This window comes from Aliiroseovarius sp. PrR006, assembly GCF_010500215.1.
Taxonomy (GTDB): Bacteria; Pseudomonadota; Alphaproteobacteria; order Rhodobacterales; family Rhodobacteraceae; genus Aliiroseovarius.
Window position 1 is genome coordinate 991,364 of record NZ_JAAGOY010000007.1, and the last position, 25,299, is coordinate 1,016,662.

Consider the following 25,299-nt stretch of genomic DNA (forward strand, 5'->3'; position numbering starts at 1 on the left):
GCACAAGCTTGGGCCTGCGCGAAGTAGATGTTCTTGCGGATTTACGGCTGATTAGCCTAGCCAGCCGCCCAGATTGCGTTCGGCCACGCCGATCAGCGCGTCGATATGGGCGTCGTCGTCATTCAGGCAGGGAATATAGGTGAAGCTTTCGCCACCAGCCTCGATAAAGGCCTCTTGGATTTCTTCCTGAATTTCTTCCAGCGTCTCGATGCAATCGGCCGAGAACGCAGGCGCGATGACCGCGATGTTTTTTTTGCCGCTTTTGGCCAGACGCGCGACTTCCTCGACCGTGTAGGGTTTCAGCCATTCTTCCGGGCCAAAGACCGACTGGAAGGTCGTGGTGATTTCGCTTTCATCCCAGCCCAGACGCTCTTTCAGCAGACGAGTGCTTTTCTGGCATTGGCAGTGATAGGGATCGCCCTGCTGCAGATAGCGTTCCGGCATCCCGTGATAGGACACGACCAGCAGATCGGGTTTCTTGTCCATCGCGGTATAGCCCTTTTCCACCGACTGCGCCAAAGCGTCGACATAGGCGGGATCATCGAAATAGGGCTCGATCGTGCGGGATGCGGGTTGCCAGGCTTCGTCCATTAAGGCGCGGAAGAACTGGTCGTTCGCGGTGCCCATCGTAGCGCCCGCATATTGCGGATAAAGTGGGAAAAACAGGATGCGGTCGCAGCCCGCCGCCACCATTTCTTGAACCTTCGACTTGGTCGACGGATTGCCATAGCGCATGCAGAAATCAACCATGACCTCAGCGCCGTATTTTGCTTCCAATGCGGCGCGAAGCTTGCCCACTTGCGCCTTTGTGATGGTCATCAACGGACTTTCACCCAGCTCTTCATTCCAGATCGACCTATACGCCTCGCCCGAGGATTTCGGGCGTTTGGTCAGAATGATGGTCTGAAGGATCGGCTGCCATTTCCATGCGGGATAGTCGATGACGCGCTTGTCCGACAGGAATTCATTCAGATATCGGCGCATCGGCCAATAGTCATACCCATCGGGCGTGCCAAGATTGGCGAACAGAACACCGACTTTACGGGTAGGGAGTTTGGGATGATCCGTGGGCTTTTGCATAATCATGGCTACGTCCTTGTTCGCGTCTCAGATCACTTAAACAGAATATATTTCAGGTCAATCGGACAATTTGTTCTCGTCCGTGCCCAAGGCATCCGCCAGGCGGGCGGCAGCAGAGCCGGGGCGCAGCGGTTTTTGCTGACTTTCGTCGGGCGCCCAGCCGGTCAGAAAAATCATTTCGAAGCTGGCGGTGATGCGGGCGTCATCTGCGGGGAAGTGCTGGGCATAGCGAGTTTTGACGTCATCAAAGAAGGCGCGGCTCAGAGGCAAGTTTAGTCTCTGTTCCAGCGCATTTCGCTCGCCCATCGCTTTCAGATCGCACATGAGGGCGTAAGCGTCAGCGTATGTCACCTGCCGCACAGCGCTGTCCGCGACAGGCAGCGCAAGGCCCGCGCGTTGAAGTAGCGCGCCGAGGTCGCGGATCTCGCCCATCGGGACGACGCGCGGGGACAGGCCGCCGGTGCGGGCGACTTCGACCTCGGACAAAATAGCGCGGAGTTCGGACAGGGTTTGCCCACCAAACATCACCCCCATGAACAGCCCGTCATTGATCAGCGCGCGGCGGGATTGGATGATCTGCCCCACCGGGTCATTGGCCCAATGCAGCGACAACCCGTGGATCACCAGATCATGCGCGCCCGGCTCCAGCGACAGGATGTCGTCATCGGGGACAATCACCGCATCTGGGAAGCTTTCGGCCCACACATCCGGGAAACCGGTGACAATCGCAGGCTTGGTAAACGTTCTGTTAACCTCTGTCAGGCGATCCTTCACCTCATCCGCGGCCAGTTCCTGCAAGAACATGCCGTCCGCCGTTGCGCGGCGGCGGTTTTGCGCCAGTTGGGCGCGGTTGGTCAGCTTGGGCGGTGTGTCGTCAGGCAGTCTCATGGCGGCGGACCATAGTTGGAAAGGGCGAAAATGCAATCAGCGCTGCATCTGATCTATCCGCCGCAATGCGTCAGCTGCGATGCACCGACCGATACGGACTTTGCGCTGTGCCCGGAATGCTGGCGGGATACGCCGTTTATCAGTGGATTGTCCTGCGATCTGTGTGGCGAACCCCTGCCCGGTGAAGATGAGGACAGCATCGTGCATTGCGACGCCTGCATGACGCGGCAGCGTCCGTGGACACAGGGGCGCTCTGCCCTGCTCTATCGCGGCAATGCGCGCCGGATGATCCTTGCCCTGAAACATGGCGACCGGCCCGAGCTTGCCCGCAGTTTCGCCCCGTGGCTGGCACGCGCGGCGGCGGATATCCTGCACGATGACCTGCTGATCGTCCCCATCCCCATCCATTGGACCCGGCGCTTGAAGCGGCGCTATAACCAAGCGGCCGAGCTGTCGCGGGCCTTATCTCGTGAAACCGGGTTGGAGCACGCACCGCAAGCGCTGATCCGCCCGCGCCGCACTGCCATGCATGACGGGATGAGCGTCGAAGATCGCTTTGCTAATATGCACCATGCCATCCTTCCTCACCCCAAATATGGCGCGCAGCTGATGGGCAGGGATGTATTGCTCTTGGACGACGTCATGACCTCGGGTGCGACATTTCATGCGGCGGCGCATGCGGCAATTCGTGCCGGTGCCGCATCTGTGAAGGTGCTATCCCTTGCACGCGTTGCCCGCGATGCCTAACTGGCTGTAAACCTATCCACAGATACCTCGTACGGAGCCTCTGATGCAGTCTGTCACCATCTATTCCTCGCCGCTCTGCGGGTTTTGCCATGCAGCCAAGCGCCTTTTGAACAGCAAGAACGTCGCGTTTGACGAGATTAACGTGCTGATGAAGCCAGAGCGCAAGCAAGAGATGATGTCGCGCGCCAATGGCCGCCACACCGTGCCGCAGATCTTTGTTGGCGACATCCACGTGGGTGGGTGCGATGACCTGTATGACCTTGAACGCAGCGGGAAACTTGATCCGCTGCTGGCGGGCTGAGCAATGCGCGTCGCGCTGATCCAGTTTACGGCCGGGGATGATCCGGCCGCGAACCTTGGGCCATTGCGCGACATGATCCGGCAGGCTGCACAGGACGGGGCCGAGTTTGTCCTGACCCCCGAAGTGTCGAACATCATTTCGACCAGCCGCCGCCATCAGCAAGACGTTCTGCACCACGAACAAGATGACCCCACGCTCGCCGCCTTGCGATACGAGGCGCACGAGTTGGGAATCTGGCTGTTGATTGGCTCGCTTGCGCTGAAGACCGACGACCCGGACGGGCGCTTTGCCAATCGGTCATTCATGATTTCTCCGCTTGGGGATATCGTCGCGCGCTATGATAAGATCCACATGTTTGATGTGCAGATCTCGGACACGGAAAGCTATCGCGAAAGCGCAGGCTATCGTCCCGGCGACCGCGCCACCGTTGCCCAGACCGAGTTCTGCCAAATTGGCATGACCATCTGTTATGACATGCGCTTTCCGCATCTCTATCGCGTGCTGGCCAAGGCCGGTGCGCAGATCATCACGGTTCCTGCCGCGTTTTCTCCGGTCACGGGGGCGGCCCATTGGGAAAGCCTGCTGCGCGCCCGCGCGATTGAAAACGGCGTGTTTATTTTGGCCCCGGCGATGTGCGGGCAGAACACCCCGAAGCGCGCGACATACGGACATTCTTTGGTTGTTTCGCCCTGGGGCGAGGTTTTGGCCGACGCTGGTGTCGCACCGGGCATCACAATGGTTGATCTTGACCTTGCAGACGTGGGAAGGTCGCGCCAACGCGTTCCATCCCTGACGCATGATCGAGAATTCAAAGGCCCCTGATGTCCGAAAGCTCTGCCGAAACTCTGTCTGTCGCCCTGTTCAGCGAGATGTTCATGGCCGACCAGCTGGCGCGCAACCGCCTGTCGAAAGCGCTGCCGAAGGGTATGGAGCTAAGCCATTTTTCGGTGTTGAATCACTTGGCCCGCGTGGGGGAAGAAAAAAGCCCCGCGCAATTGGCCAAGTCGTTTCATGTCACGCGTGGTGCGATGACGAATACGCTGAACAAATTGGAATGGGCTGGGCACGTGCATATTCGCCCTGACTGGGATGATGCCCGGCGCAAGTTTGTTACGATCTCGCCCTCTGGCAGGGCTGCGCGAGATGCGGCTTTGGCGGCGATCACGCCGATCATCTCGAACATGGTGAAGCAGATCGGGGCCGAGAACGTGCGCAACGTGCTGCCGGTCTTGCGAGAGATGCGCCAGATCCTAAGTGACGTTGAATGAAGGCGCATGAATTCACCACCGACCTGTTGATGCAGACGGGCAATACACGCTGGGTACCCACGCCGACCGCTTTGTGCCTGTCTGGATTGGGCCAAATCCACGGTTTCTGCCTATAAACCGCCGGAATAGAGCCTATTGCGGCTTAATCGAGGTCATGGCGTAGTTCACCGACAGGTCTTGGGAGGACAGCGACCAGCTCCAGCCCAGCGGGTTGAAGACCATACCCATGCGATCCACCACGTTCAGACCAGAAGCGGCGATCAGGTCGGATAGTTCATCAGGCGTGATGAATTTCGACCACTCATGGGTCCCCTTGGGCAGCCAGCGCATGATGTGCTCGGCGCCGATGATGGCGACCATATAACTTTTCGGATTGCGGTTCATGGTGGACGCCACCATCAATCCGCCCGGCTTCAACAGTTGCTGACAGGCGGTTAGATAGGCCAGCGGGTCGGCGACATGCTCGACCACTTCCATGTTCAGAACCACGTCGAACTGCTCGCCCGCGTCGGCAAGGCTTTCGGCGGTGCAATTGCGGTAATCAATATCCAATCCCATCTGCTCGGCATGGACTTGCGCGACCGGAATGTTGCCCGCCGCCGCATCCGCGCCAATCACCGTGGCGCCAAGACGGGCCATCGGTTCGGACAGCAGCCCCCCACCACAGCCGATGTCCAACAGGCGCAGGCCTTTGAACGGCTCGACATCGTTCAGATCCCGGCCAAACTCGGCAGCGATCTGGTTTGTGATATAATCCAGACGCACCGGGTTCATCATGTGAAGCGGTTTGAACTTGCCCGTGGGGTCCCACCATTCGGCGGCCATCGCCTCGAATTTGGCGACTTCGGCGGGGTCGACGGTGGTCTGGTTATCGGCAGTCATCGGATACCTTCTTTCTGATGGCGGGCGCGTCATGGGCATTATATAGAGGTCTCATGGATAAGGCCGCAGGAAAAAACAGCGCAGCCGCAAGGTTGTATCCTCCGATCGACCCGTTCGATCGGCATATGCTGGATGTCGGCGACGGCCACAAGATCTATGTGGAACAATCCGGCAATCCCGACGGAATTCCCGTGGTGGTTTTGCATGGCGGCCCGGGGGGCGGGTCTTCGCCTGCGATGCGGCGGTTCTTTAACCCGCGGCTCTATCACATCATCCTGTTTGACCAGCGCGGCTGTGGACGCTCGCGTCCTCACGCCAGTATTGATCACAATACCACATGGCATCTGGTGCGCGATATTGAGCAGATCCGCACCAAGCTGGGCATTGAGCGCTGGATCGTGTTTGGCGGAAGCTGGGGGGCAACGCTGTCCCTGATTTACGCGCAGGCGCACCCGTCCCGCGTGGCGCATCTGGTGTTGCGCGGTGTCTTCCTTGCCACCAAATCCGAGCTTGAGTGGTTTTACGGCGGCGGCGCTGGGCGGTTCTGGCCCGAGCTGTGGGACCGCTTTGAGCACCTGATCCCCGAGGCCGAGCGTCATGATATGATCTCGGCCTACCATCGTCGCCTGTTTTCCGGAAACTACGCGGAAGAAGCCCGCTTTGCTCGCGCATGGACGGGATGGGAAAACGCGCTGGCTTCGATCCATAATATCGGCGTGACGATCGACAGCCCGGCGGAATATGCCCGCGCGTTTGCCCGGTTGGAGAACCACTATTTCCGTCACGGCGCCTTTCTGGATGAAGACGGCAAGATCCTGCGTGACATGGAACGCATCGCGCATATTCCCGGCACCATCGTACAGGGCCGTCACGATATGATCTGTCCCCCGAAAATGTCATGGGAACTGCACCGCCGCTGGCCCACGTCTGATCTGCGGATGATCCATCTGGCTGGGCACGCCCTGTCGGAACGCGGTATCGCGGACGAGCTGGTGACGACGATGGAGAAGCTGTCGACCACGCGCGAGGCGCTGTCTCTTTGATTTCTAACCGGCAACAAGCCACGCGCTCTTAAGGCAAAATCACGACTGTTTTCCCCGTCGCAAGGGTGCCAAACGCGTAAGGCTTGCAGACTCACCAGCTTTCCCCTATATCCCTTTTCAACAGCGGCGCTTCGGCCTCCACCCCCGAAGCTCCACCGGATAAATCCGACGGGCCCGCTGGCCCGTTTTTTTGTTTTGGAGATACGTGTGAGCAACCTTGTTGCAAAATCCGCGATTGACCGTCGTCTGGCCGAGATCGTCAGCCCTGTGATCGAAGACATGGGGTTCGAATTGGTGCGCCTGCGCCTGATGGGCGGCAATACGCCCACGTTGCAGATCATGGCCGAGCGTCCTGATGGCGGGATCGAAGTTGATGATTGTGCCCAGATCTCGACCGCGCTGAGCGCGATCTTGGATGTGGAAGATCCGATTGAAGAAAACTATGCGCTTGAGGTCGGCTCGCCCGGCATCGACCGTCCGCTTACCCGTCTGAAAGATTTCGACGCGTGGTCGGGTTATGTCGCCAAGATCGAGACGTCTGAACTGATCGACGGGCGCAAACGCTTCAAGGGAAACCTTGCAGGCGTAGAAGGAAACGAGGTTCTGATCGAGATCGAGAACCAGGGCGAAGAGGTCATCATTGGCCTCGACTTTGACTGGCTGGCGGATGCCAAGCTGGTTCTGACCGACGACCTGATCCGCGAGGCGCTGCGTCAGCGCAAAAACGCGGGCCAGATCGACGAAGCCCAATTTGACGAAATTCAAGAAATCACCGGTTCCGAGGAGGACTGAGAATGGCAATTACCTCTGCTAACCAGCTTGAGCTTCTGCAAACCGCCGAGGCCGTCGCCCGCGAAAAGATGATCGACCCCGCGCTGGTCATCGAAGCGATGGAAGAAAGCCTGGCGCGTGCAGCCAAGTCGCGTTACGGCGCGGAAATGGACATTCGCGTGTCCATCGACCGCAAGACCGGCCGCGCCACTTTCACTCGCGTGCGCACCGTCGTCGCCGATGAAGAGCTGGAAAACTATCAGGCCGAGTTCACCGTCGAACAGGCCAAGCAGTACATGGAAAACCCCGAAGTGGGTGACGTGTACAGCGAAGAAGTTCCGCCGGTTGAAATGGGCCGTATTGCTGCTCAGTCCGCCAAGCAGGTGATCCTGCAGAAGGTGCGCGAAGCTGAACGTGATCGTCAGTACGAAGAGTTCAAGGATCGTGCCGGCACCATCATCAACGGTCAGGTCAAGCGCGAAGAATACGGCAACGTCATCGTGGACGTGGGTGCTGGCGAAGCCATCCTGCGCCGTAATGAGAAGATCGGCCGCGAAAGCTATCGCCCGAACGACCGTATCCGCTGCTACATCAAAGATGTGCGCCGCGAAGCCCGCGGCCCGCAGATCTTCCTGTCGCGCACCGCGCCGGAATTCATGGCCGAGCTGTTCAAGATGGAAGTGCCCGAGATCTATGACAACATCATCGAGATCAAAGCCGTGGCCCGTGATCCCGGATCGCGCGCGAAGATTGCCGTGATCTCGTATGACGGTTCGATCGATCCGGTTGGTGCCTGTGTTGGTATGCGTGGTTCGCGCGTGCAAGCCGTCGTGAACGAGCTTCAGGGCGAAAAGATCGACATCATTCCGTGGAACGAAGATCAGCCGACTTTCCTGGTGAACGCGCTTCAGCCCGCTGAAGTGTCCAAGGTTGTTCTGGACGAAGAAGCCGGCAAGATCGAAGTGGTTGTGCCCGATGAACAGCTGTCGCTGGCCATTGGTCGCCGCGGTCAGAACGTGCGTCTGGCAAGCCAGCTGACGAACCTTGATATCGACATCATGACCGAAGCTGAAGAAAGCGAACGTCGCCAGAAAGAATTCGCTGTGCGCACCGCTTTGTTCATGGAGACCCTTGATCTGGACGAGTTCTTTGCCCAGCTATTGGTCTCGGAAGGCTTCACCAATCTGGAAGAAGTCGCCTATGTCGAGGTGGACGAACTGCTGGTCATCGACGGTGTTGACGAAGGCACCGCCAACGAACTGCAGACCCGCGCCCGCGAATATCTGGAAGCTCAGGCCGCCAAGGCGCTGGAAAACGCCCGTGCTATGGGTGTCGAAGACAGCCTGATCGCGTTCGAAGGTCTGACCGCTCAGATGGTCGAAGCCTTGGCCGAAGATGGTGTGAAATCGCTGGAAGACTTCGCAACCTGCGCCGACTGGGAACTGGCTGGTGGCTGGACCACCGTGGACGGCGAACGCATCAAGGATGACGGTTCGCTTGAGAAGTTCGGCATCTCGCTGGAAGAAGCTCAGGACATGGTCATGACGGCCCGTATCCTTTTGGGCTGGGTCGATCCTGAAGAACTGGAAGCGGAAGCTGCTGAAGGCGAAGAAGAAGCGGAAGCTGCTGAAGAAGGAGCTGAGGCCTGATTTCAGGTCTCAGAGGGCAACGCATGACGCGCGGTGGACATAATAAGCGGCCGGAAGAGCCCGAACGGCGCTGCATCGCAACCGGGGAAACGCGGCCAAAGGCCGGGTTGATCCGCTTTGTGGTGGGGCCGGATGACATGGTGGTGCCCGATCTGTTGGGCAAGCTGCCGGGTCGTGGGATCTATGTCGCTGCGAACCGTGCGGCGATTGCCACGGCGATCAAGAAAGGCCTGTTTTCGCGCGCTGCGCGTAAGCCGGTCACCGTGCCAGACGGGCTGCTCGATCTGCTTGAGCGTAGCTATGTAGATCGGGTGACGCATCTGATCGCAATGGCGCGCAAAGCGGGTCAGGCGGTCGCCGGGTATGAGAAAGTTAAAGACTGGCTGATGAAAGATCAGGCCAAGGTTTTGATCCAAGCTTCGGATGGGTCCGAGCGCGGTAAATCGAAACTCAGACCGCCCCGCGAAGAGGGGCGGTTTATTGAATGTCTGACCGGCGACGAGCTGGGTTTGGCGTTTGGACGTGAAAATGTGATACATGGCGCGCTTGCGTCTGGCGGTTTGGCCTCTCGTGTTGTAGAGGAAGCCCAGAAACTGACAGCGATGCGTGTTGTGCAAGACAACGACGGCGGGAAGGCTCGCCGGAAAGGTACGAAGACCAGATGAGCGATAATGACGGCAAAAAGACCCTCGGCCTGCGCGGAAGCCGCCCCGGCCAGGTGAAGCAGAGCTTCAGCCACGGGCGCACCAAGAACGTCGTGGTCGAAACGAAACGCAAGCGCGTTGTCGTGCCCAAGCCGGGTGCGGCAGCTGGTGGTTCGGGCAAGTCGCCCGCTGGTGGGGATCCGCGCAAGCGTCCCGCCGGGATTTCGGATGCCGAAATGGAACGCCGCATGAAGGCGCTCAAGGCTGCCAAGGCTCGCGAAGCCGAGGAAGCCGAAAAGCGTGCTGCCGAAGAAAAGGCACGTGAAGAAGACCGTAAGCGTCGTCGCGAAGAAGCCGAAGCCAAGGAACGCGCCGAGCGCGAGCGTGAAGAAGCGCTGAAAGCCAAGGCCGAAGAAGAGGCCCGCAAAAAGCGCGAAGCTGAAGAAGCCAAGACCCGTGCGAAAGCGGCCCCTGCTGCCCCGGCAGCGGATCCGGCAGCGGCGCAGGCAGCTGAACAGCGTGGCCCCGGAAAGACGTCTTCTGCTCCGCGCAAGAAAGACGATCGCGGTGGCGCGAACGACCGCCAAAACCGTGGCAAGGGCCGCGATGATGGTCGCCGTTCGGGCAAGCTGACCGTGAACCAAGCAATGCGTGGTGGCGATGGTCGCCAGCGCTCGGTTGCGTCGATGCGCCGTAAGCAAGAACGTGCACGCCAGAAAGCCATGGGTGAGAATGTCGAGCGGGAAAAGATTATCCGCGACGTTCAGGTTCCCGAAGCCATTGTTGTTTCGGAACTGGCCAACCGTATGGCCGAACGTGTTGCTGACGTTGTGAAGTCGCTCATGAAAATGGGCATGATGGTGACGCAGAACCAAGCCATCGACGCTGACACCGCGGAACTGATCATCGAAGAATTCGGCCACAAGATCGTCCGCGTTTCGGATGCTGACGTTGAAGACGTGATCGATAGCGTAGAAGACAAAGAGGAAGACCTGGAAGATCGTGCCCCGATCATCACGATCATGGGCCACGTTGACCACGGTAAAACCTCGCTTCTGGATGCGATCCGCGATGCGAAAGTAACCGCTGGCGAAGCTGGCGGCATCACCCAGCACATCGGCGCCTATCAGGTGAAAACCGACAGCGGTACTACGCTGAGCTTCCTGGATACGCCCGGCCACGCGGCGTTTACCTCGATGCGTGCCCGTGGTGCGCAGGTGACAGACATCGTTGTTCTGGTTGTGGCTGCTGACGACAGCGTCATGCCGCAGACCATCGAAGCCATCAACCACGCCAAAGCGGCTGGGGTTCCGATGATCGTTGCGATCAACAAATGCGACAAGCCGACCGCAAACCCCGATCAGGTTCGCGCCGAGCTGCTTCAGCATGAAGTGATCGTCGAGAAGATGTCGGGTGACGTGCAGGACGTTGAAGTGTCCGCCATCACCGGCGCCGGTCTGGATGAACTGCTGGAAGCCATCGCGCTGCAGTCGGAAATTCTGGAACTGAAAGCCAACCCGACCCGCGCCGCTTCCGGTGCTGTGATCGAAGCCCAGCTTGATGTGGGCCGTGGTCCGGTTGCCACCGTTCTGGTTCAGAACGGGACGCTGAAACAGGGCGATATCTTCGTCGTGGGCGAGCAGTGGGGTAAGGTCCGTGCGCTGGTCAACGATCATGGCGATCGCGTGAAAGAAGCAGGCCCCTCGGTTCCGGTCGAGGTTCTGGGTCTGAACGGTACGCCCGAAGCTGGTGACGTTCTGAACGTGGTGGATACCGAAGCTCAGGCACGTGAGATTGCCGAGTATCGTGAACAAGCCGCCAAGGACAAACGTGCCGCTGCCGGTGCTGCGACCACGCTGGAACAGATGATGGCCAAAGCGAAAGCCGACAAGGATGTGGCCGAGCTGCCTATCCTGGTCAAAGCCGACGTACAGGGTTCTGCCGAAGCCATCGTTCAGGCGATGGAAAAGATTGGCAACGAAGAGGTCCGCGTGCGCGTGCTGCACTATGGTGTTGGCGCGATCACCGAAACCGATGTGGGTCTGGCGGAAGCCTCGGGCGCACCGGTTATCGGCTTCAACGTCCGTGCGAACGCCTCGGCCCGTAACTCGGCCAACCAGAAGGGTGTCGAGATCCGCTACTACTCGGTCATCTATGACCTTGTGGACGACGTGAAAGCGGCGGCCTCGGGCCTGCTGTCGGCAGAAGTTCGCGAGAACTTCATCGGCTATGCAGAAATCCGCGAAGTCTTCAAAGTGTCGGGCGTTGGCAAGGTTGCCGGCTGTCTGGTCACCGAAGGTGTGGCCCGCCGTTCGGCGGGCGTGCGCCTGCTGCGCGACAACGTGGTGATCCACGAAGGCACGCTGAAGACCCTGAAGCGCTTCAAAGACGAAGTGAAAGAGGTTCTGTCCGGTCAGGAATGCGGTATGGCGTTTGAAAACTATGACGACATCCGTCCGAATGACGTGATCGAGATCTTCGAACGCGAAGAAGTCGAGCGTACGCTGGACTAATCGCACCGCCGATTGATGAATAAGAAAAGGGGACGGTTTTCCGTCCCCTTTTTCATGTTTTGCCGTGGGTCAGTTGCCTACAGTAGTTCGCGCAGAACCGGGATCAGCGGGATGTCGGCGGGCGGCATCGGGAAGTCACGTAGCTGGTTCACCCGCGCCCATTTTAGCACTTGGCCTTCTTGCGGTGTTGGCGTGCCGTTCCACTTGCGACAGGCGAATAGCGGCATCAGCAGGTGAAAGTCATCATAGCTGTGGCTGGCGAAGGACAAAGGCGCGAGGCAGGAGTTCCATGTCTCGATCCCCAGCTCTTCATGCAATTCGCGGACCAAGGCGGCCTCGGGCGTTTCACCTTGCTCGACCTTGCCGCCCGGAAACTCCCACAGGCCCGCCATGGACTTTCCTTCCGGGCGTTGCGCCAGCAGGATCCGCCCGTCCGGGTCGATCAGGGCGACGGCAGAAACCAGAATTGTCTTCACGAGCGATAGTCCGCGTTGATCTGGATGTACGCGTGGGTCAGGTCGCAGGTCCAAACGGTGGCCGTGCCCTCGCCCACACCCAGATCGACGTCGATCAGCAGGTCGTCTTGCTTCATGTAATCCGCGCCATCTTCCTCGCGATAGGCGGGCGAGACCCAGCCTTTTTCCGCCACCAGAATATCCCCAAAGCGGATCGTCAGCAGATCGCGGTCGGCATAGGCGCCGGACTTGCCGATGGCCATGACCACGCGGCCCCAGTTGGGATCCTCGCCAGCCACAGCGGTTTTCACCAAGGGCGAGTTGGCGATGGCGAGCGCGTGCACCTTGGCGTCTGCATTCGATTTTGCGCCAGTCACACGGACCTCGACAAATTTCGTGGCGCCTTCGCCGTCGCGGACAACCTGATGGGCCAGATCCAGCATCACCTCGTTCAACGCGGTGCGGAAGGCGGCGTTGTCCTGATCGACCTCGACCCCCGACGCCCCCGTCGCCGCCAGCAGCAGCGTGTCCGAGGTCGATGTGTCGCTGTCCACGGTGATCGCGTTGAAGCTGTCTTCGTTCAGGTCCGACAGCATCGCCTGCAGGTCGCCCTGCGCGATTTTCGCGTCGGTGAAGATGAACACCAGCATTGTCGCCATATCCGGCGCAATCATGCCCGAACCCTTGGCGATCCCTGCGATATGCACGATCCGGTCGCCGATCTTCACCTCGGCCTTGGCGCCTTTGGGGAAGGTGTCGGTGGTGCGGATGGCATGCGCCGCGTCCTGCATCGCATCGGGGGTCAGAAGCCCCTTCAGCTCGTCAATTTTGGCGGTGATGCGGGTATGGGGCAGCGGCTCGCCAATCACGCCCGTCGAGGCGGTGAAGACGCGCTCTTGCGGTACATCCAAAGCCCCTGCAACGGCCGAGGTGATGGCCGCAACCGACCCGTCCCCGGTGGCGCCAGTGAACGCGTTCGAGTTGCCGGCGTTTACCAAGAAGGCCGCACCCCTATCGGACGCGCCGCCCAGCTTGGCCTGACAGTCCAGAACCGGCGCAGATCGCGTGGCGGATTTTGTGAACACGCCAGCCACAGTGGTCCCCGGCTGAAGTTCGGCCAGCATCACATCCAGCCGATCTTTGTATTTTACACCCGCCTTAACCGCCGAGAACTTGGCCCCGGCAATCACCGGCAGGTCGGGAAAGCTTGCGGGCGCAAGCGGCGAAACCTCGTGCGTGTGGTCCTGCGCCGCGGCCAGCTTGGCCTTCAGCTTGGAAACCTTCTTTTTCAGCTTTTTGATTTTCGCCGTCTTGCCCATCTTTGTCCCCTAAAGATCAGTTGTCCAACAGTGTCATATCACGCGAGACAGCGGGGTCGATCCCTTCCAGCGCTGTGCGTTCGATTGTTGCACCGTCCAGCAGTGCCTGAAGAGCCACATCAACGGCGTCGGCCTCGATCTGGGCGGCCAGTTCGGCGCGGACTTCGTCCAGTTCCGGTGCGCCAACCATGCGGGTCTCGTTAAGTTTGACCACGTGCCAGCCGAACTGGGTCTGAACGGGGGCGGACACTGCGCCGGTTTCAAGCGCGAATACCGCGTCTTCGAACGGCTTCACCATCATGCCGGGACCGAACCAGCCCAGATCACCGCCACCGGGGCCCGACGGGCCGGTCGAGAACTCTTTCGCCAGCTCGGCAAAATCTGCACCACCGTCCAGCTTGGTGATCAGCTCTTTCGCTTCGTCTTCGGTGGCCACCAGAATATGCGCGGCACTGAACTCTTTCGTCGGCTCTGCATCCGCATACTGTGCATCATAGGCCTTCTGCAGGGCGTCCTCGGTCACGGCATCGGTCACGATCGCGTCGACGTGCTGGGCTGCGGCCATTTCACGACGGGTATTTTCCAGAATGATTTCGTTCCGGCGGCTGATTTCGTCCGCAGCCTGCCCCAGAACGGTTTGTTGGATCAGCTGCTCGACCAGACCTGAAAATAGCACGTCATCAGGCAGCTGTTGATACTGCTGTGCCAAGGTCTGACGGGAGGCGATCACGTGCGCCACGGTGATATTTTCGCCGTTTACGGTCGCCAGAACGGTGTCGGCCTGAACCTCGACTGCGGGTGCTGCGTCGTCTTGGGCAAAGGCGGGCGCACCCAAAGTCAGCGAGAGGGCGAAGCCAAAGGCGGCCGCGTGGCGATAAATCATGAAAATATCCTTCAAAACAGGCCGGATTCCCCGGCAACATTGACAGTTTTCCACCCGACGCTTACATCGCTAAGGGCTTAAGAGCGTGGGTTCTTGAGCACTTAGATAGGTGGCTGGATCGGGACGGGCAAGTTTCCTCTGGTCAAACCAGCGTTAAACCGCATTGAGGCACAAAAATATGCTTGGAAAAATCGCGCGTAAAGTCTTTGGCACACCGAATGATCGCAAGATCAAGGCCACGCGACCCATTGTCGAAAAGATCAACGCGCTCGAGGACGAATTCGCCGCCCTGACGGATGACGGCATCGTCGCCAAGACCGAAGAATTGAAGCAACGTGTGGCGGACGGCGAAAAGCTGGACGCGATCCTGCCCGAGGCCTTCGCCAACTGTCGCGAAGCTGCCAAGCGTGCGCTGGGACTGCGGGCTTTTGACACGCAGTTGATGGGCGGGATCTTCTTGCACCAGGGCAACATTGCCGAAATGAAGACCGGCGAGGGGAAAACCCTTGTGGCAACCTTCCCGGCCTATCTGAACGCACTGTCGGGCAAAGGTGTGCACATCGTCACCGTGAACGACTATCTGGCCAAGCGTGACGCGGAATGGATGGGCAAGGTTTACGGCGCTTTGGGTATGAAGACCGGCGTTGTCTATCCGCATCAGGCGGAAGACGAAAAGCGCGAGGCTTATGCTTGCGACGTCACCTACGCCACCAACAACGAGCTGGGCTTTGACTATCTGCGTGACAACATGAAGTCCGAGCTGAAGGATATGTCCCAGCGCGGCCATAACTTCGCGGTTGTGGACGAGGTCGACTCGATCCTGATCGACGAAGCGCGGACCCCGCTGATCATTTCGGGCCCGTCCGAGGACCGCTCGGAACTTTATGTCACCGTCGACGCGCTGATCCCCGAGCTGACCGAAGAGCACTACACCATCGACGAGAAAGCCCGCGGTGCAACCTTCACCGAAGAAGGCAACGAGTTCTTGGAAGAGCTGCTGCACGCCCGTGGCCTGCTGCCCGAGGGCCAGTCGCTCTATGATCCTGAAAGCACAACCATCGTGCACCACGTGAATCAGGGCCTGCGCGCGCACAAGCTGTTCACCCGCGACAAGGACTATATCGTCCGCGATGGCGAAGTGGTTCTGATCGACGAGTTCACCGGCCGTATGATGGCGGGTCGCCGTCTGTCGGAAGGTCTGCACCAGGCCATCGAAGCCAAGGAAGGCTGCAAAACCCAGCCGGAAAACGTCACGCTGGCCTCGGTCACGTTCCAGAACTATTTCCGCCTCTATGGCACGCTGGGTGGCATGACCGGTACGGCCTTGACCGAAGCCGAGGAATTCGCCGAGATCTATGGCCTTGGTGTGGTCGAAGTCCCCACCAACCGCCCGATTGCCCGTATCGATGACCATGATGCCGTCTACCGCACCGAGCGCGAGAAATTCGACGCCATCGTCAAGGAAATCCACGAGGCAAACGAAAAGGGTCAGCCGGTTCTGGTCGGCACAACCTCGATCGAGAAATCGGAACAGCTGTCGCAACTGTTGACCGATGCCAAGATCAAGCATGACGTTCTGAACGCCCGCCAGCACGAGCGCGAGGCGCAAATCGTGGCCGATGCCGGCAAGCTGGGCGCGGTGACCATCGCCACCAACATGGCGGGTCGCGGGACCGATATTAAGCTGGGCGGCAACGTTGAATTCAAGATCATGGAAGCGATCGCCGCCAACCCGGATGGGGATCACGAAGCACTGCGCGCTCAGATCGAAGACGCCCATGAGGCGGATGAACAAGCGGTGAAAGACGCAGGCGGCCTGTTCGTTCTGGCCACCGAACGCCACGAAAGCCGCCGGATCGATAACCAGCTGCGCGGCCGTTCGGGCCGTCAGGGTGACCCGGGCCGCTCGGCCTTCTTCCTGTCGCTGGATGATGACCTGATGCGCATCTTCGGGTCCGAGCGCTTGGAAAAAGTTCTGTCGACCCTCGGCATGCAGGAAGGCGAAGCCATTGTGCACCCGTGGGTGAACAAGTCGCTGGAGCGTGCGCAAGCCAAGGTCGAAGGTCGCAACTTTGACATTCGTAAACAGCTTCTGAAATTCGACGATGTGATGAACGATCAGCGTAAAGCGATCTTTGGTCAGCGTCTGGAAATCATGGAAGCCGAGGACCTGTCCGAAATCGCAGGCGATATGCGTCATCAGGTAATCGACGATCTGGTTGATCAATACATGCCGCCGAAATCCTATGCCGATCAGTGGGACACCCAAGGCTTGCAGGCCGACGTGATCGAGCATCTGGGCTTTGAAGAGCCCGTCGTTGATTGGGCCGCCGAAGAAGGCGTCGATGACGACTCGATCCGCGAGCGTCTGTATGATGCCTCGGACGCGTTCATGGCGAAAAAGGCGGCTGATTTCGGCCCCGAGACCATGCGCACGATCGAAAAGCAGCTGATCTTGCAGACGATCGATTCGAAATGGCGCGAGCACCTTCTGACGCTGGATCACCTGCGCTCGGTTGTTGGGTTCCGTGGCTATGCACAGCGCGATCCGCTGAACGAATACAAGAACGAAGCCTTCCAGCTGTTCGAAAGTCTTCTGGACGGTCTGCGGTCTGACGTGACCAAGAAACTGTCTCAGATCCGCCCAATGACGGAAGATGAACAGCAGGCCATGATGCAGCAGATGCTTCAACAGCAGGCGGCAGCGGCGCAGGCTGCCGAGATGGCTGAAAACGCTGTGGAAGGCTTTGACGAGAGCGATCAGGCCACTTGGGGCAACCCGTCGCGCAACGACCCCTGCCCCTGTGGATCAGGCAAAAAGTTCAAGCACTGCCACGGCCGACTGGCCTAATTCTGTCGCGTCGCAGGGCGGCGCGACCGCACCACATAACAACAATTTTTTGCAGGACCGCCGATAGATGACCTGTCGTTAAGCGGTATTTGACAGGACTTTGTTGATTAATGATTTATCGGCCAGAGATTGATGGCTTGCGAGCGGTTGCCGTTTTACCGGTCATTTTGTTCCATGCGGGCATTGGCCTGTTTGAAGGTGGCTTTGTTGGCGTCGACGTCTTTTTTGTTATCAGCGGCTACCTGATCACCTCGATCCTGATCGAAGACATCGTGCGTGGGCGCTTCAGCCTTCTGAAGTTCTATGAACGTCGCGCGCGCCGCATCCTGCCCGCGCTGTTCTTTGTTGTGGCCTGCACCATTCCCTTCGCGATCCTGTGGATGCTGCCCACACAATTGCGCGATTATGCGCAAAGCCTTGTGGCGGTCAGCCTGTTTTCCTCGAACTTCCTGTTCTGGATGGAAAGCGGGTATTTCGAGGAAGGCGTGGAGATGAAACCACTCCTCCATACTTGGAGCTTGGCCATCGAAGAGCAGTTTTATGTGATCTTCCCCGTCTTGCTGTTTACTTTGTGGAAACTGGGCAGGCGCGCGGTGATCTGGATCCTGGCCCTGATCGCGGTGATCAGCCTTGGCCTTACGGAATGGGGCTGGCGCACCCACCCTGCCGCCAATTTCTTCCTCGCCCCCGGCCGCGTGTGGGAGCTGTTGGCCGGCTCTTTCGGCGCCTTCGCACTACACCGTCGCGCTCTGCCCGGAAATGACGCCGCCGCCGCGCTGGGCCTTTTGGCGATCGGGGTTGCGGTCTTTCTGTTTGACAACACGACCCCGTTCCCCAGCCTCTATACCTTGCTGCCCGTGGTTGGCGTGCTCTTGATCATCCTGTTCGGGCAGCAGGGAACCTGGGTTGCAGCCCTTCTGTCCACAAAGCCCATCGTAGGGATCGGGCTGATCAGCTACAGCGCCTATCTGTGGCACCAGCCTCTGTTCGCCTTCGCCCGCATTCGCAGCCTGACCGAACCCAACCTTGCCCTGATGCTGGGTCTGGCGGTGGTATCCCTGATCCTTGCCGCCTTCAGCTGGCGCTATGTCGAACAGCCGTTTCGTGCAGGACCAAACACATGGGTGAAATCCCGATCTTCTATCTTTGCAACCAGTATTGCTGGACTGGTTCTGATTGCTGGGTTTGGCGCGTGGGGGCATGTGAACAGCGGCTTTCCAGACCGCTTTTCACCCGAAGCGCGCGCAATTCTGTCGATGCATACAGATCGGATCGACAGAACCTGCCATTTTGATGAGAACCGGTCAAAATTCGTACCGAAACAGGCCTGTTATCACACAGTTCCTGACGCATCAGGCGAAGTTCTTTTATTGGGGGACAGCCATGTGGCGGCTGTCTGGCAACAAGTGGTCGCGGCCCTGAACGCAAGCGGGCGGAATGTCTATGTCGGGTCCTATGGCGGCTGCATCCCGCTGCCCAACATGGAGCACATACATAAGTCTTCCGCCCATGAATGCGCCGAGTTCGTGGACGCAATTCTGGCTTACGCGGATGAGGTTGGGATTGATACGCTGGTACTGGCTGCACGGTTCCCGGCCTATCTGCATGGTACGCGCTTTGATAATGGTGAAGGTGGGGTGGAGCATGGAACGCGCATGGATGTACGTGATCTGGGCGCAACACCTCACACCGGACAGTTCGATCTGCTTCGATCTAAATTGGAAGGTCTGGCACAGCGCTTCAATCTGGTGTTGGTCGAACCGATCCCCGAGGCTGGGTGGAGCGTGCCCGAATTGATCGCGAAACGCATGCACTTCGCGGGAAACGACGATCAATCTTTGTCTACAGATTATAGCGTCTATGTCGCACGAACCGAGGCTGTGATCGCTGCGTTTGAAGCGGTTCAGGAGCAGTCACAGAATGTCATGATTGCGCCGATTCATGCGGGGTTTTGCGATGTCGCGACAACCCGCTGTGTAAATGCAGATACTACCAATATCCTGTATCTGGACGGTGATCATCCCAGCCCGGCAGGGGCCGCCCTGATCGCGCCGGACATCGTTGAGGCGGTCGCGTCGCTTCCCCCAAGATAACCTGCAAGGCATTGTCAGATCAGCCACGCCGCCCCTTGGAAAATCAACCTTCACGAACAGAGCCTCTGGCGTTGGGCGCGGAAATATCTATGGTCCCCGTGTGACTCGATTTCTACCTGATATCCTTGTGCGCCTTCTGGCTGCAATCTGCGCGATTACGCTGATCGGCAGTTCTGTGGCCCAAGCGCAGGACGTGACCCTGACCTCGCGCGATGGATCCATCGAGCTGACCGGCTATCTTTTGACCTTCGATGGCGAGTTCTATCGCGTCGATACCGAGTTCGGCATCCTGACCGTCGACAGCTCGGGCGTTAGCTGCGAAGGACCGGGCTGTCCCAGCCTTGGCCCGTTCGTGGCTGAATTGACGATATCGGGGGCACATAACATGGGTGCCGTCCTGTTCCCCGCGCTGGTCGAGGGCTTTGCCCTGCGCAACGGGTACGCCCTGAAACGCGAGGATATTCAAGGGGTTGGCACGCTCTATACGCTTTTGGAAGGTGGCAGCGGGCAAGAGGTCGCGCGCTTTACCATCAAGCTGACCACCAGCTCGGAAGGCTTTGCTGACCTCCTCAGCCAGCAGGCCGATATGGTCCTGTCGATGCGCCAAGCCACCATCCGCGAGCGGACGCTGGCGCGGGATGCCGGGTTGGGTGATCTGCGGATGGCACGTCAAAGCCGGGTGGCGGCGCTGGATGCGTTGGTGCCCATCGTGGCGCCGGGTAATCCGGTAACCAGGATTTCGATCTCGCAACTGGCGGCGATCTATGCGGGAAAGATCAAGAACTGGTCCGAGCTGGGGGGCGAGGATGCGCCAATCACGCCTTACATGATGGATGTGGAAGAGGGGTTCGGCCCCGTCTTCATGCAGGATGTCATTTCGGCGCAGGGGGTCACCCTGTCCGACCGCGTGGTGATCCATCCGACCAGCCGTACCCTTGCCGACGCGATTGCGCGTGATCCCTATGGCATCGCGATGACGACCTATACGCAGCGCGGCAGTGGGGAAGTGGTCGAGCTTTCGGGGCGTTGCGGCTTCTCGGTCCATGCGTCGCGCGCGTCGATCAAGTCCGAGGACTATCCCCTGACCATGCCGATGTTCCTGTACCTTCCGGAACGCCGCCTGCCCCAGATCGGGCGCGAGTTTATGAGCTATCTGCGCACTGATAGTGCGCAATTCGTGACCCGTCGTGCGGGCTTTGTGGATCAGGCACTGACCCGACAGCCGCTGCGTGCGCAGGGGGATCGGATGGCCAATGCGATCACTGCAGGCGGGGACGAGGTCGCGCTGGACGAGCTTCAGCGCATGATCACCACCCTGACCGGGTCCGAGCGGCTGTCGATCAGCTTCCGTTTCGAGGGCGGCTCGACCCATTTGGATGCGCCCTCGCGGTCGAACGTGGCCTTGCTCGCCGAGGCGCTGGAAAGCGGGTATTTTGACGGTAAGCGCTTGTCTTTCATCGGTTTTTCTGATGGGCAGGGCGCAGCCGAACAGAACCGAAAACTGTCCGAACGCCGCGCGCGTGCCGTGCGGGATCAGGTTCTGGCGCAGCTTGAGGCCTTCGACTTGTCTCGTGTCGAGATGCGGATCGACGCCTTTGGTGAAGCGATGCCGATGGCCTGTGACGACAGCGCGTGGGGCCGCAGTGTGAACCGCCGGGTCGAGATCTGGGTGGACTGAGGGTTACAGATAGCCCTCGGACCGAAAGCTCAGCTCGGTTGATTTACCGATGATCAGATGATCGTGCAGCGAAATTCCCAACGCCTTCGCCGCGTCATTCACCTGTGCCGTCATCTGGATATCGCTTTCCGATGGCGTCGGATCCCCGGACGGGTGGTTGTGCACCAAGATCAACGCCGAGGCATTCAGTTCCAGCGCCCGTTTTACAACCTCGCGCGGGTATACAGGCACATGATCTACGGTGCCTTTCGCCTGTTCCTCATCCGCGATCAGCACGTTCTTACGGTCCAGAAACAGCACGCGGAATTGTTCTGTGTCGCGATGTGCCATGGTGGTGTGGCAATAGTCCAGCACCGCGTCCCAGCTGGAAATAACCTGCCGCTGCATCACCTTAGAGCGCGCCATGCGATGCGCCGCAGCTTCGATGATCTTCAGGTCGGTGATGACGGATTCCCCGATGCCTGACACCGTGCGCAACCGATCGGCGGGTGCCGTAACCACGCGGTTGAAGTCGCCGAACGTGTCCAGAAGTTCCCGCGCGATGGGTTTCACGTCGCGCCGGGGGATTGAACGGAACAGCAAGAGCTCCAACAGTTCGTAGTCCGGCATTGCTTGCGCCCCACCTTCGTTAAACCGCGCGCGCAGCCGTTGCCGATGGTCCTTGATATAGGACGGCAGCTTCCCAGCCTTCATCGCAATGGGTGTCGCTGGTGCCTCGTCCGTGTCGAACAGGCTTTGCGGCATCTCTGCGAAGTGGAAGTCTCGCTGGTCGGTCATTGGGACAGCTTGTCCCGAATCTGGTGAATGAACGGTTAACGCGCCTCAGAAACGAAAAGCGCCCCGGCGTTTGTGCAACACCGGGGCGCTTGGTTTTCTGATTAGGGCGATTAGCCCTTCATGCTGTCCCAGAAGCTTCGGACCTTCGTAAAGAAGTTCGAGCTTTCAGGGTTGTTCTCTTCCGACAGTTTCTCGAACTCGCGCAGCAGCTCTTTCTGCTGCGAGGTCAGGTTGACCGGCGTTTCCACCGCAAGCTCGATATACATGTCACCGTTTGGCCCACCGCGCAGACCGGGCATGCCTTTCGAGCGCAGACGCATCTGACGGCCCGATTGGCTGCCTGCCGGGATTTTCACGCGAGAACGGCCGCCGTCGATGGTCGGAACCTCGATATCGCCGCCCAGCGAAGCAGCGGTCATCGAGACCGGAACGCGGCAGTGCAGATGCGTTCCTTCGCGGTCGAAAATGGCGTGGTCGGCCACTTCGATGAAGATGTACAGGTCGCCCGAAGGCCCACCGCGCATGCCAGCCTCGCCTTCGCCAGACAGACGAATTCGGGTGCCGGTCTCAACACCGGCAGGGATGTTTACCGACAGCGAGCGTTCCTTTTCCTTGCGCCCTGCCCCGTGGCAGGAATTGCAAGGGTTCTGGATCATCTGACCGGTGCCCTGACAGGTCGGACAGGCGCGCTCGACAGTAAAGAAACCTTGCTGCGCACGCACTTTGCCCATGCCCTGACAGGTAGGACACATGGTCGGTTCGGACCCGGATTCTGATCCGGTGCCACTGCATTCATCACAGGCGACCGAAGTCGGCACGTTGATGGTTTTCTGCAGTCCCGAGAATGCTTCTTCCAGCGTCACACGCAGGTTATAACGCAGGTCCGATCCACGTTGCGCGCGCGCGCGGCCACCGCCACGTCCGCCCATGAAGTCGCCGAACAGATCGTCAAACACATCCGAAAACGCGCTGGAGAAGTCGCCTTGGCCATGATGGCCGCCGCCGGGACGTCCGCCCATACCGCCCTCGAAAGCGGCGTGGCCAAAGCGGTCATAAGCGGCTTTCTTTTCGGCATCCTTCAGAACGTCGTAAGCCTCGTTCACTTCTTTGAACTGAGACTCGGCGTCGGGATTGTCGGAATTCCGGTCTGGATGAAGCTCTTTGGCTTTCTTGCGATAGGCTTTCTTCAGCTCGTCCGCCGAAGCACCTTTCGAAGCGCCAAGAACCTCATAGTAGTCACGTTTTGCCATGGGGTCGTCTCCACTTGGGAGGGAGGCAGGGCAGCGTGGCCGCCCCGCCATTCACCTAAGCGACTTAGCGTTTGCTATCGTCGAGGTCTTCGAAATCGGCATCGACGATGTCATCGTCCACGGCCGAGGGGCCGTCTGCTTCTTCCGGAGCTTCGCCAGCAGCTTCTTCCTGCTGCGACTTATAGATCGCTTCGCCCAGTTTCATGGCCGCTTCGGTCACGTTCTGAACGCCGCCTTTGATCTTGTCAGCCGACGCGTCGTCCTTGGCCAGATCGTCCTTCAGCGCGGCGATTGCCAGCTCGATGGCTTCGATCGTGGTCGGGTCGACCTTGTCGTTGTGCTCTTCCATCGACTTCTCGGTCGAGTGGATCAGGCTTTCGGCCTGGTTGCGGGCTTCGACAAGCTCTTTACGCTCTTTATCGGCCTCGGCGTTGGCTTCGGCGTCTTTCACCATGCTTTCGATGTCCTCATCCGAGAGGCCACCCGAAGCTTGGATGGTGATTTTCTGCTCTTTGCCGGTACCTTTGTCCTTGGCGCCCACTTCAACGATGCCGTTGGCGTCGATGTCGAAGGTCACCTCGATCTGAGGCAGGCCACGCGGTGCGGGCGGAATGTCTTCCAGGTTGAACTGACCCAGGATCTTGTTGTCCGCAGCCATTTCACGTTCACCTTGGAACACGCGCAGGGTCACAGCGTTCTGGTTGTCTTCCGCGGTCGAGAAGATCTGCGACTTCTTGGTCGGGATCGTCGTGTTGCGGTCGATCAGGCGGGTGAACACGCCACCCAGCGTTTCGATACCCAGCGACAGCGGGGTGACGTCCAGAAGAACAACGTCTTTGACGTCGCCCTGCAGAACACCGGCTTGAATGGCAGCACCCATGGCAACCACTTCGTCCGGGTTCACACCTTTGTGGGGCTCTTTACCGAAGAATTTGGTGACCTCTTCGATCACTTTCGGCATGCGGGTCATACCGCCAACCAGAACCACTTCGTCAATGTCGCCAGTCGACAGACCAGCGTCTTTCAGAGCAGCCTGACACGGTTTGATCGAACGTTTGATCAGGTCCGACACAAGGCTTTCCAGCTTGGCGCGGGTCAGCTTCATGACCATGTGCAGCGGTGCACCATCCGAACCCATCGAGATGAAGGGCTGGTTGATTTCGGTCTGCGAGGCGCTCGACAGTTCGATCTTGGCTTTCTCAGCGGCTTCTTTCAGGCGCTGCAGAGCCATCTTGTCTTTCGACAGATCGACCTGGTTTTCCTTTTTGAAGGTGTCGACCAGATACTGGACGATACGCATATCGAAGTCTTCACCACCAAGGAACGTGTCGCCGTTGGTCGATTTCACTTCGAACAGGCCGTCGTCGATTTCCAGAATGGTTACGTCGAAGGTACCGCCACCAAGGTCATAAACTGCGATGGTTTGGGTCTCTTCTTTGTCCAGACCATAGGCCAGTGCGGCTGCGGTCGGCTCGTTGATGATGCGCAGCACTTCAAGGCCAGCAATCTTGCCGGCGTCTTTGGTGGCCTGACGCTGAGCGTCGTTGAAATACGCGGGCACGGTGATCACGGCCTGAGTGACGTCTTCACCCAGATAGCTTTCTGCCGTTTCTTTCATCTTGCCCAGAATGAAGGCCGAGATCTGCGAGGGCGAATACTTTTCGCCAGCAGCTTCAACCCATGCGTCGCCGTTGCCGCCATCTACGATTGCGTAGGGAACCAGCTTCTTGTCTTTTTCAACAGCCGGGTCGTTCATGTTGCGGCCGATCAGGCGCTTCACGGCGAAGACAGTGTTGTCGGGGTTGGTGACAGCCTGACGTTTGGCCGGCTGGCCTACCAGTCGCTCTTCATCTTTGAAGGCGACGATCGAAGGCGTGGTACGCGCACCTTCTGCGTTTTCGATGACTCGCGGCTGCGAGCCGTCCATGATGGCAACACACGAGTTGGTGGTGCCGAGGTCGATACCGATGACTTTGGCCATGCGTAATATCCTCTCTATAGGCGATGTTGTCAGGACCGACCTTGCAAAGCATCGGCCCCGGATCCCAAATTTTTACCGGTTCAGGAGCAATCCATCTCCGGCGTCTCGGCGTATATAAGTAGGCAAAATGGGGCCTGCAAGCGGTCGCGTGCCCCTATTGGGTCAAAAAAGCCGAGTCAATTTGAGGTTTCGCGTTCTTTTCGCCGATCAGACCCATAGAAAGCGT

General features: G+C 59.1%; 21 protein-coding genes. 12 read left to right on the forward strand and 9 right to left on the reverse strand.

Annotated features, from left to right (window positions below; translation table 11 throughout):
* Positions 1–51 precede the first annotated feature (51 nt).
* Both hemH and G0Q00_RS13345 read right to left on the reverse strand, forming a co-directional pair.
* Entirely contained in the window at positions 52–1,086 is a 1,035-nt protein-coding gene (gene hemH / locus G0Q00_RS13340; RefSeq protein WP_163040088.1) for a ferrochelatase, read from the reverse strand.
* Positions 1,087–1,137: 51 nt separating this feature from the next.
* Entirely contained in the window at positions 1,138–1,968 is an 831-nt protein-coding gene (locus G0Q00_RS13345) for an SAM-dependent methyltransferase (RefSeq protein ID WP_163040090.1), read from the reverse strand.
* A 30-nt stretch (positions 1,969–1,998) separates the two neighbouring features.
* Here G0Q00_RS13345 and G0Q00_RS13350 point away from each other — a divergent pair, with 30 nt between their 5' ends.
* From G0Q00_RS13350 to G0Q00_RS13365, 4 genes are read left to right on the forward strand one after another with little or no spacing between them, the layout of a single operon-like run.
* Positions 1,999–2,715, forward strand: a complete 717-nt coding sequence (locus tag G0Q00_RS13350) for a ComF family protein (protein WP_163040092.1) — start codon at positions 1,999–2,001, stop codon at positions 2,713–2,715.
* A 43-nt stretch (positions 2,716–2,758) separates the two neighbouring features.
* Entirely contained in the window at positions 2,759–3,016 is a 258-nt protein-coding gene (gene grxC, locus G0Q00_RS13355) for a glutaredoxin 3 (RefSeq protein WP_163040094.1), read from the forward strand.
* A 3-nt stretch (positions 3,017–3,019) separates the two neighbouring features.
* Positions 3,020–3,838 (forward strand): carbon-nitrogen hydrolase family protein, encoded by an 819-nt coding sequence (locus G0Q00_RS13360; RefSeq protein ID WP_163040096.1) that lies wholly within the window; start codon positions 3,020–3,022, stop codon positions 3,836–3,838.
* Positions 3,838–4,284, forward strand: a complete 447-nt coding sequence (locus tag G0Q00_RS13365) for a MarR family winged helix-turn-helix transcriptional regulator (protein WP_163040098.1) — start codon at positions 3,838–3,840, stop codon at positions 4,282–4,284. The genes G0Q00_RS13360 and G0Q00_RS13365 overlap by 1 nt, the downstream gene beginning before the upstream one ends.
* Before the next feature lie 132 nt (positions 4,285–4,416).
* Here G0Q00_RS13365 and ubiG read toward each other — a convergent pair whose 3' ends face one another.
* Positions 4,417–5,166: a bifunctional 2-polyprenyl-6-hydroxyphenol methylase/3-demethylubiquinol 3-O-methyltransferase UbiG gene (gene ubiG, locus G0Q00_RS13370; RefSeq protein WP_163040100.1), complete on the reverse strand. Its 750-nt coding sequence runs from the start codon at positions 5,164–5,166 to the stop codon at positions 4,417–4,419.
* 53 nt (positions 5,167–5,219) lie between these two features.
* On the opposite strand from ubiG, the gene pip reads away from it, so the two are divergent.
* From pip to infB, 5 genes are all read left to right on the forward strand, one after another.
* Complete coding sequence (gene pip / locus G0Q00_RS13375) at positions 5,220–6,209, forward strand: prolyl aminopeptidase (protein WP_163040102.1); 990 nt, start codon at positions 5,220–5,222, stop codon at positions 6,207–6,209.
* 207 nt (positions 6,210–6,416) lie between these two features.
* Positions 6,417–7,001, forward strand: a complete 585-nt coding sequence (rimP, locus tag G0Q00_RS13380; RefSeq protein ID WP_163040104.1) for a ribosome maturation factor RimP — start codon at positions 6,417–6,419, stop codon at positions 6,999–7,001.
* 2 nt (positions 7,002–7,003) lie between these two features.
* Positions 7,004–8,629, forward strand: coding sequence for a transcription termination factor NusA (nusA, locus tag G0Q00_RS13385; RefSeq protein ID WP_163040106.1), 1,626 nt, complete (start codon positions 7,004–7,006; stop codon positions 8,627–8,629).
* A 23-nt stretch (positions 8,630–8,652) separates the two neighbouring features.
* Positions 8,653–9,294, forward strand: coding sequence for an RNA-binding protein (locus G0Q00_RS13390; protein WP_163040108.1), 642 nt, complete (start codon positions 8,653–8,655; stop codon positions 9,292–9,294).
* A complete protein-coding gene (gene infB, locus G0Q00_RS13395) occupies positions 9,291–11,786 on the forward strand; it encodes a translation initiation factor IF-2 (RefSeq protein ID WP_163040110.1) in 2,496 nt (831 codons plus the stop codon). The genes G0Q00_RS13390 and infB overlap by 4 nt, the downstream gene beginning before the upstream one ends.
* A 77-nt stretch (positions 11,787–11,863) precedes the next feature.
* Here the strand turns inward: infB and mutT are convergent, their stop codons facing one another.
* Genes mutT through G0Q00_RS13410 form a run of 3 tightly spaced genes read right to left on the reverse strand, consistent with a single transcriptional unit; the run spans position 11,864 to position 14,443 of the window.
* Complete coding sequence (gene mutT / locus G0Q00_RS13400; RefSeq protein WP_163040112.1) at positions 11,864–12,262, reverse strand: 8-oxo-dGTP diphosphatase MutT; 399 nt, start codon at positions 12,260–12,262, stop codon at positions 11,864–11,866.
* The gene (gene argJ / locus G0Q00_RS13405; RefSeq protein ID WP_163040114.1) at positions 12,259–13,560 is read right to left on the reverse strand and encodes a bifunctional glutamate N-acetyltransferase/amino-acid acetyltransferase ArgJ; all 1,302 of its coding nucleotides are present in this window, start codon (positions 13,558–13,560) and stop codon (positions 12,259–12,261) included. Before argJ ends, mutT begins: the two co-directional genes overlap by 4 nt.
* Positions 13,561–13,576: 16 nt before the next feature.
* Positions 13,577–14,443 carry a peptidylprolyl isomerase gene (locus G0Q00_RS13410; RefSeq protein ID WP_163040116.1) on the reverse strand — a complete coding sequence of 289 codons (867 nt, stop codon included), beginning with the start codon at positions 14,441–14,443 and terminating at the stop codon, positions 13,577–13,579.
* A 178-nt stretch (positions 14,444–14,621) separates the two neighbouring features.
* On the opposite strand from G0Q00_RS13410, the gene secA reads away from it, so the two are divergent.
* From secA to G0Q00_RS13425, 3 genes are all read left to right on the forward strand, one after another.
* On the forward strand, positions 14,622–17,294 hold the full coding sequence (gene secA / locus G0Q00_RS13415; RefSeq protein ID WP_163040118.1) for a preprotein translocase subunit SecA: 2,673 nt from the start codon (positions 14,622–14,624) through the stop codon (positions 17,292–17,294).
* Positions 17,295–17,404: 110 nt separating this feature from the next.
* A complete protein-coding gene (locus G0Q00_RS13420) occupies positions 17,405–19,387 on the forward strand; it encodes an acyltransferase family protein (protein ID WP_163040120.1) in 1,983 nt (660 codons plus the stop codon).
* A 100-nt stretch (positions 19,388–19,487) separates the two neighbouring features.
* Positions 19,488–21,065: a phosphate ABC transporter substrate-binding/OmpA family protein gene (locus G0Q00_RS13425; protein ID WP_370458573.1), complete on the forward strand. Its 1,578-nt coding sequence runs from the start codon at positions 19,488–19,490 to the stop codon at positions 21,063–21,065.
* Positions 21,066–21,068: 3 nt separating this feature from the next.
* On the opposite strand, the gene radC is transcribed toward G0Q00_RS13425, so the two are convergent.
* The 3 genes from radC to dnaK all read right to left on the reverse strand — a co-directional run bounded on the left by radC (position 21,069) and on the right by dnaK (position 25,073).
* Entirely contained in the window at positions 21,069–21,842 is a 774-nt protein-coding gene (radC, locus tag G0Q00_RS13430; protein WP_163040122.1) for a DNA repair protein RadC, read from the reverse strand.
* A 110-nt stretch (positions 21,843–21,952) separates the two neighbouring features.
* A complete protein-coding gene (gene dnaJ / locus G0Q00_RS13435) occupies positions 21,953–23,092 on the reverse strand; it encodes a molecular chaperone DnaJ (RefSeq protein ID WP_163040124.1) in 1,140 nt (379 codons plus the stop codon).
* A 64-nt stretch (positions 23,093–23,156) separates the two neighbouring features.
* Positions 23,157–25,073 (reverse strand): molecular chaperone DnaK, encoded by a 1,917-nt coding sequence (gene dnaK, locus G0Q00_RS13440; protein ID WP_163040126.1) that lies wholly within the window; start codon positions 25,071–25,073, stop codon positions 23,157–23,159.
* Positions 25,074–25,299: the final 226 nt, after the last annotated feature.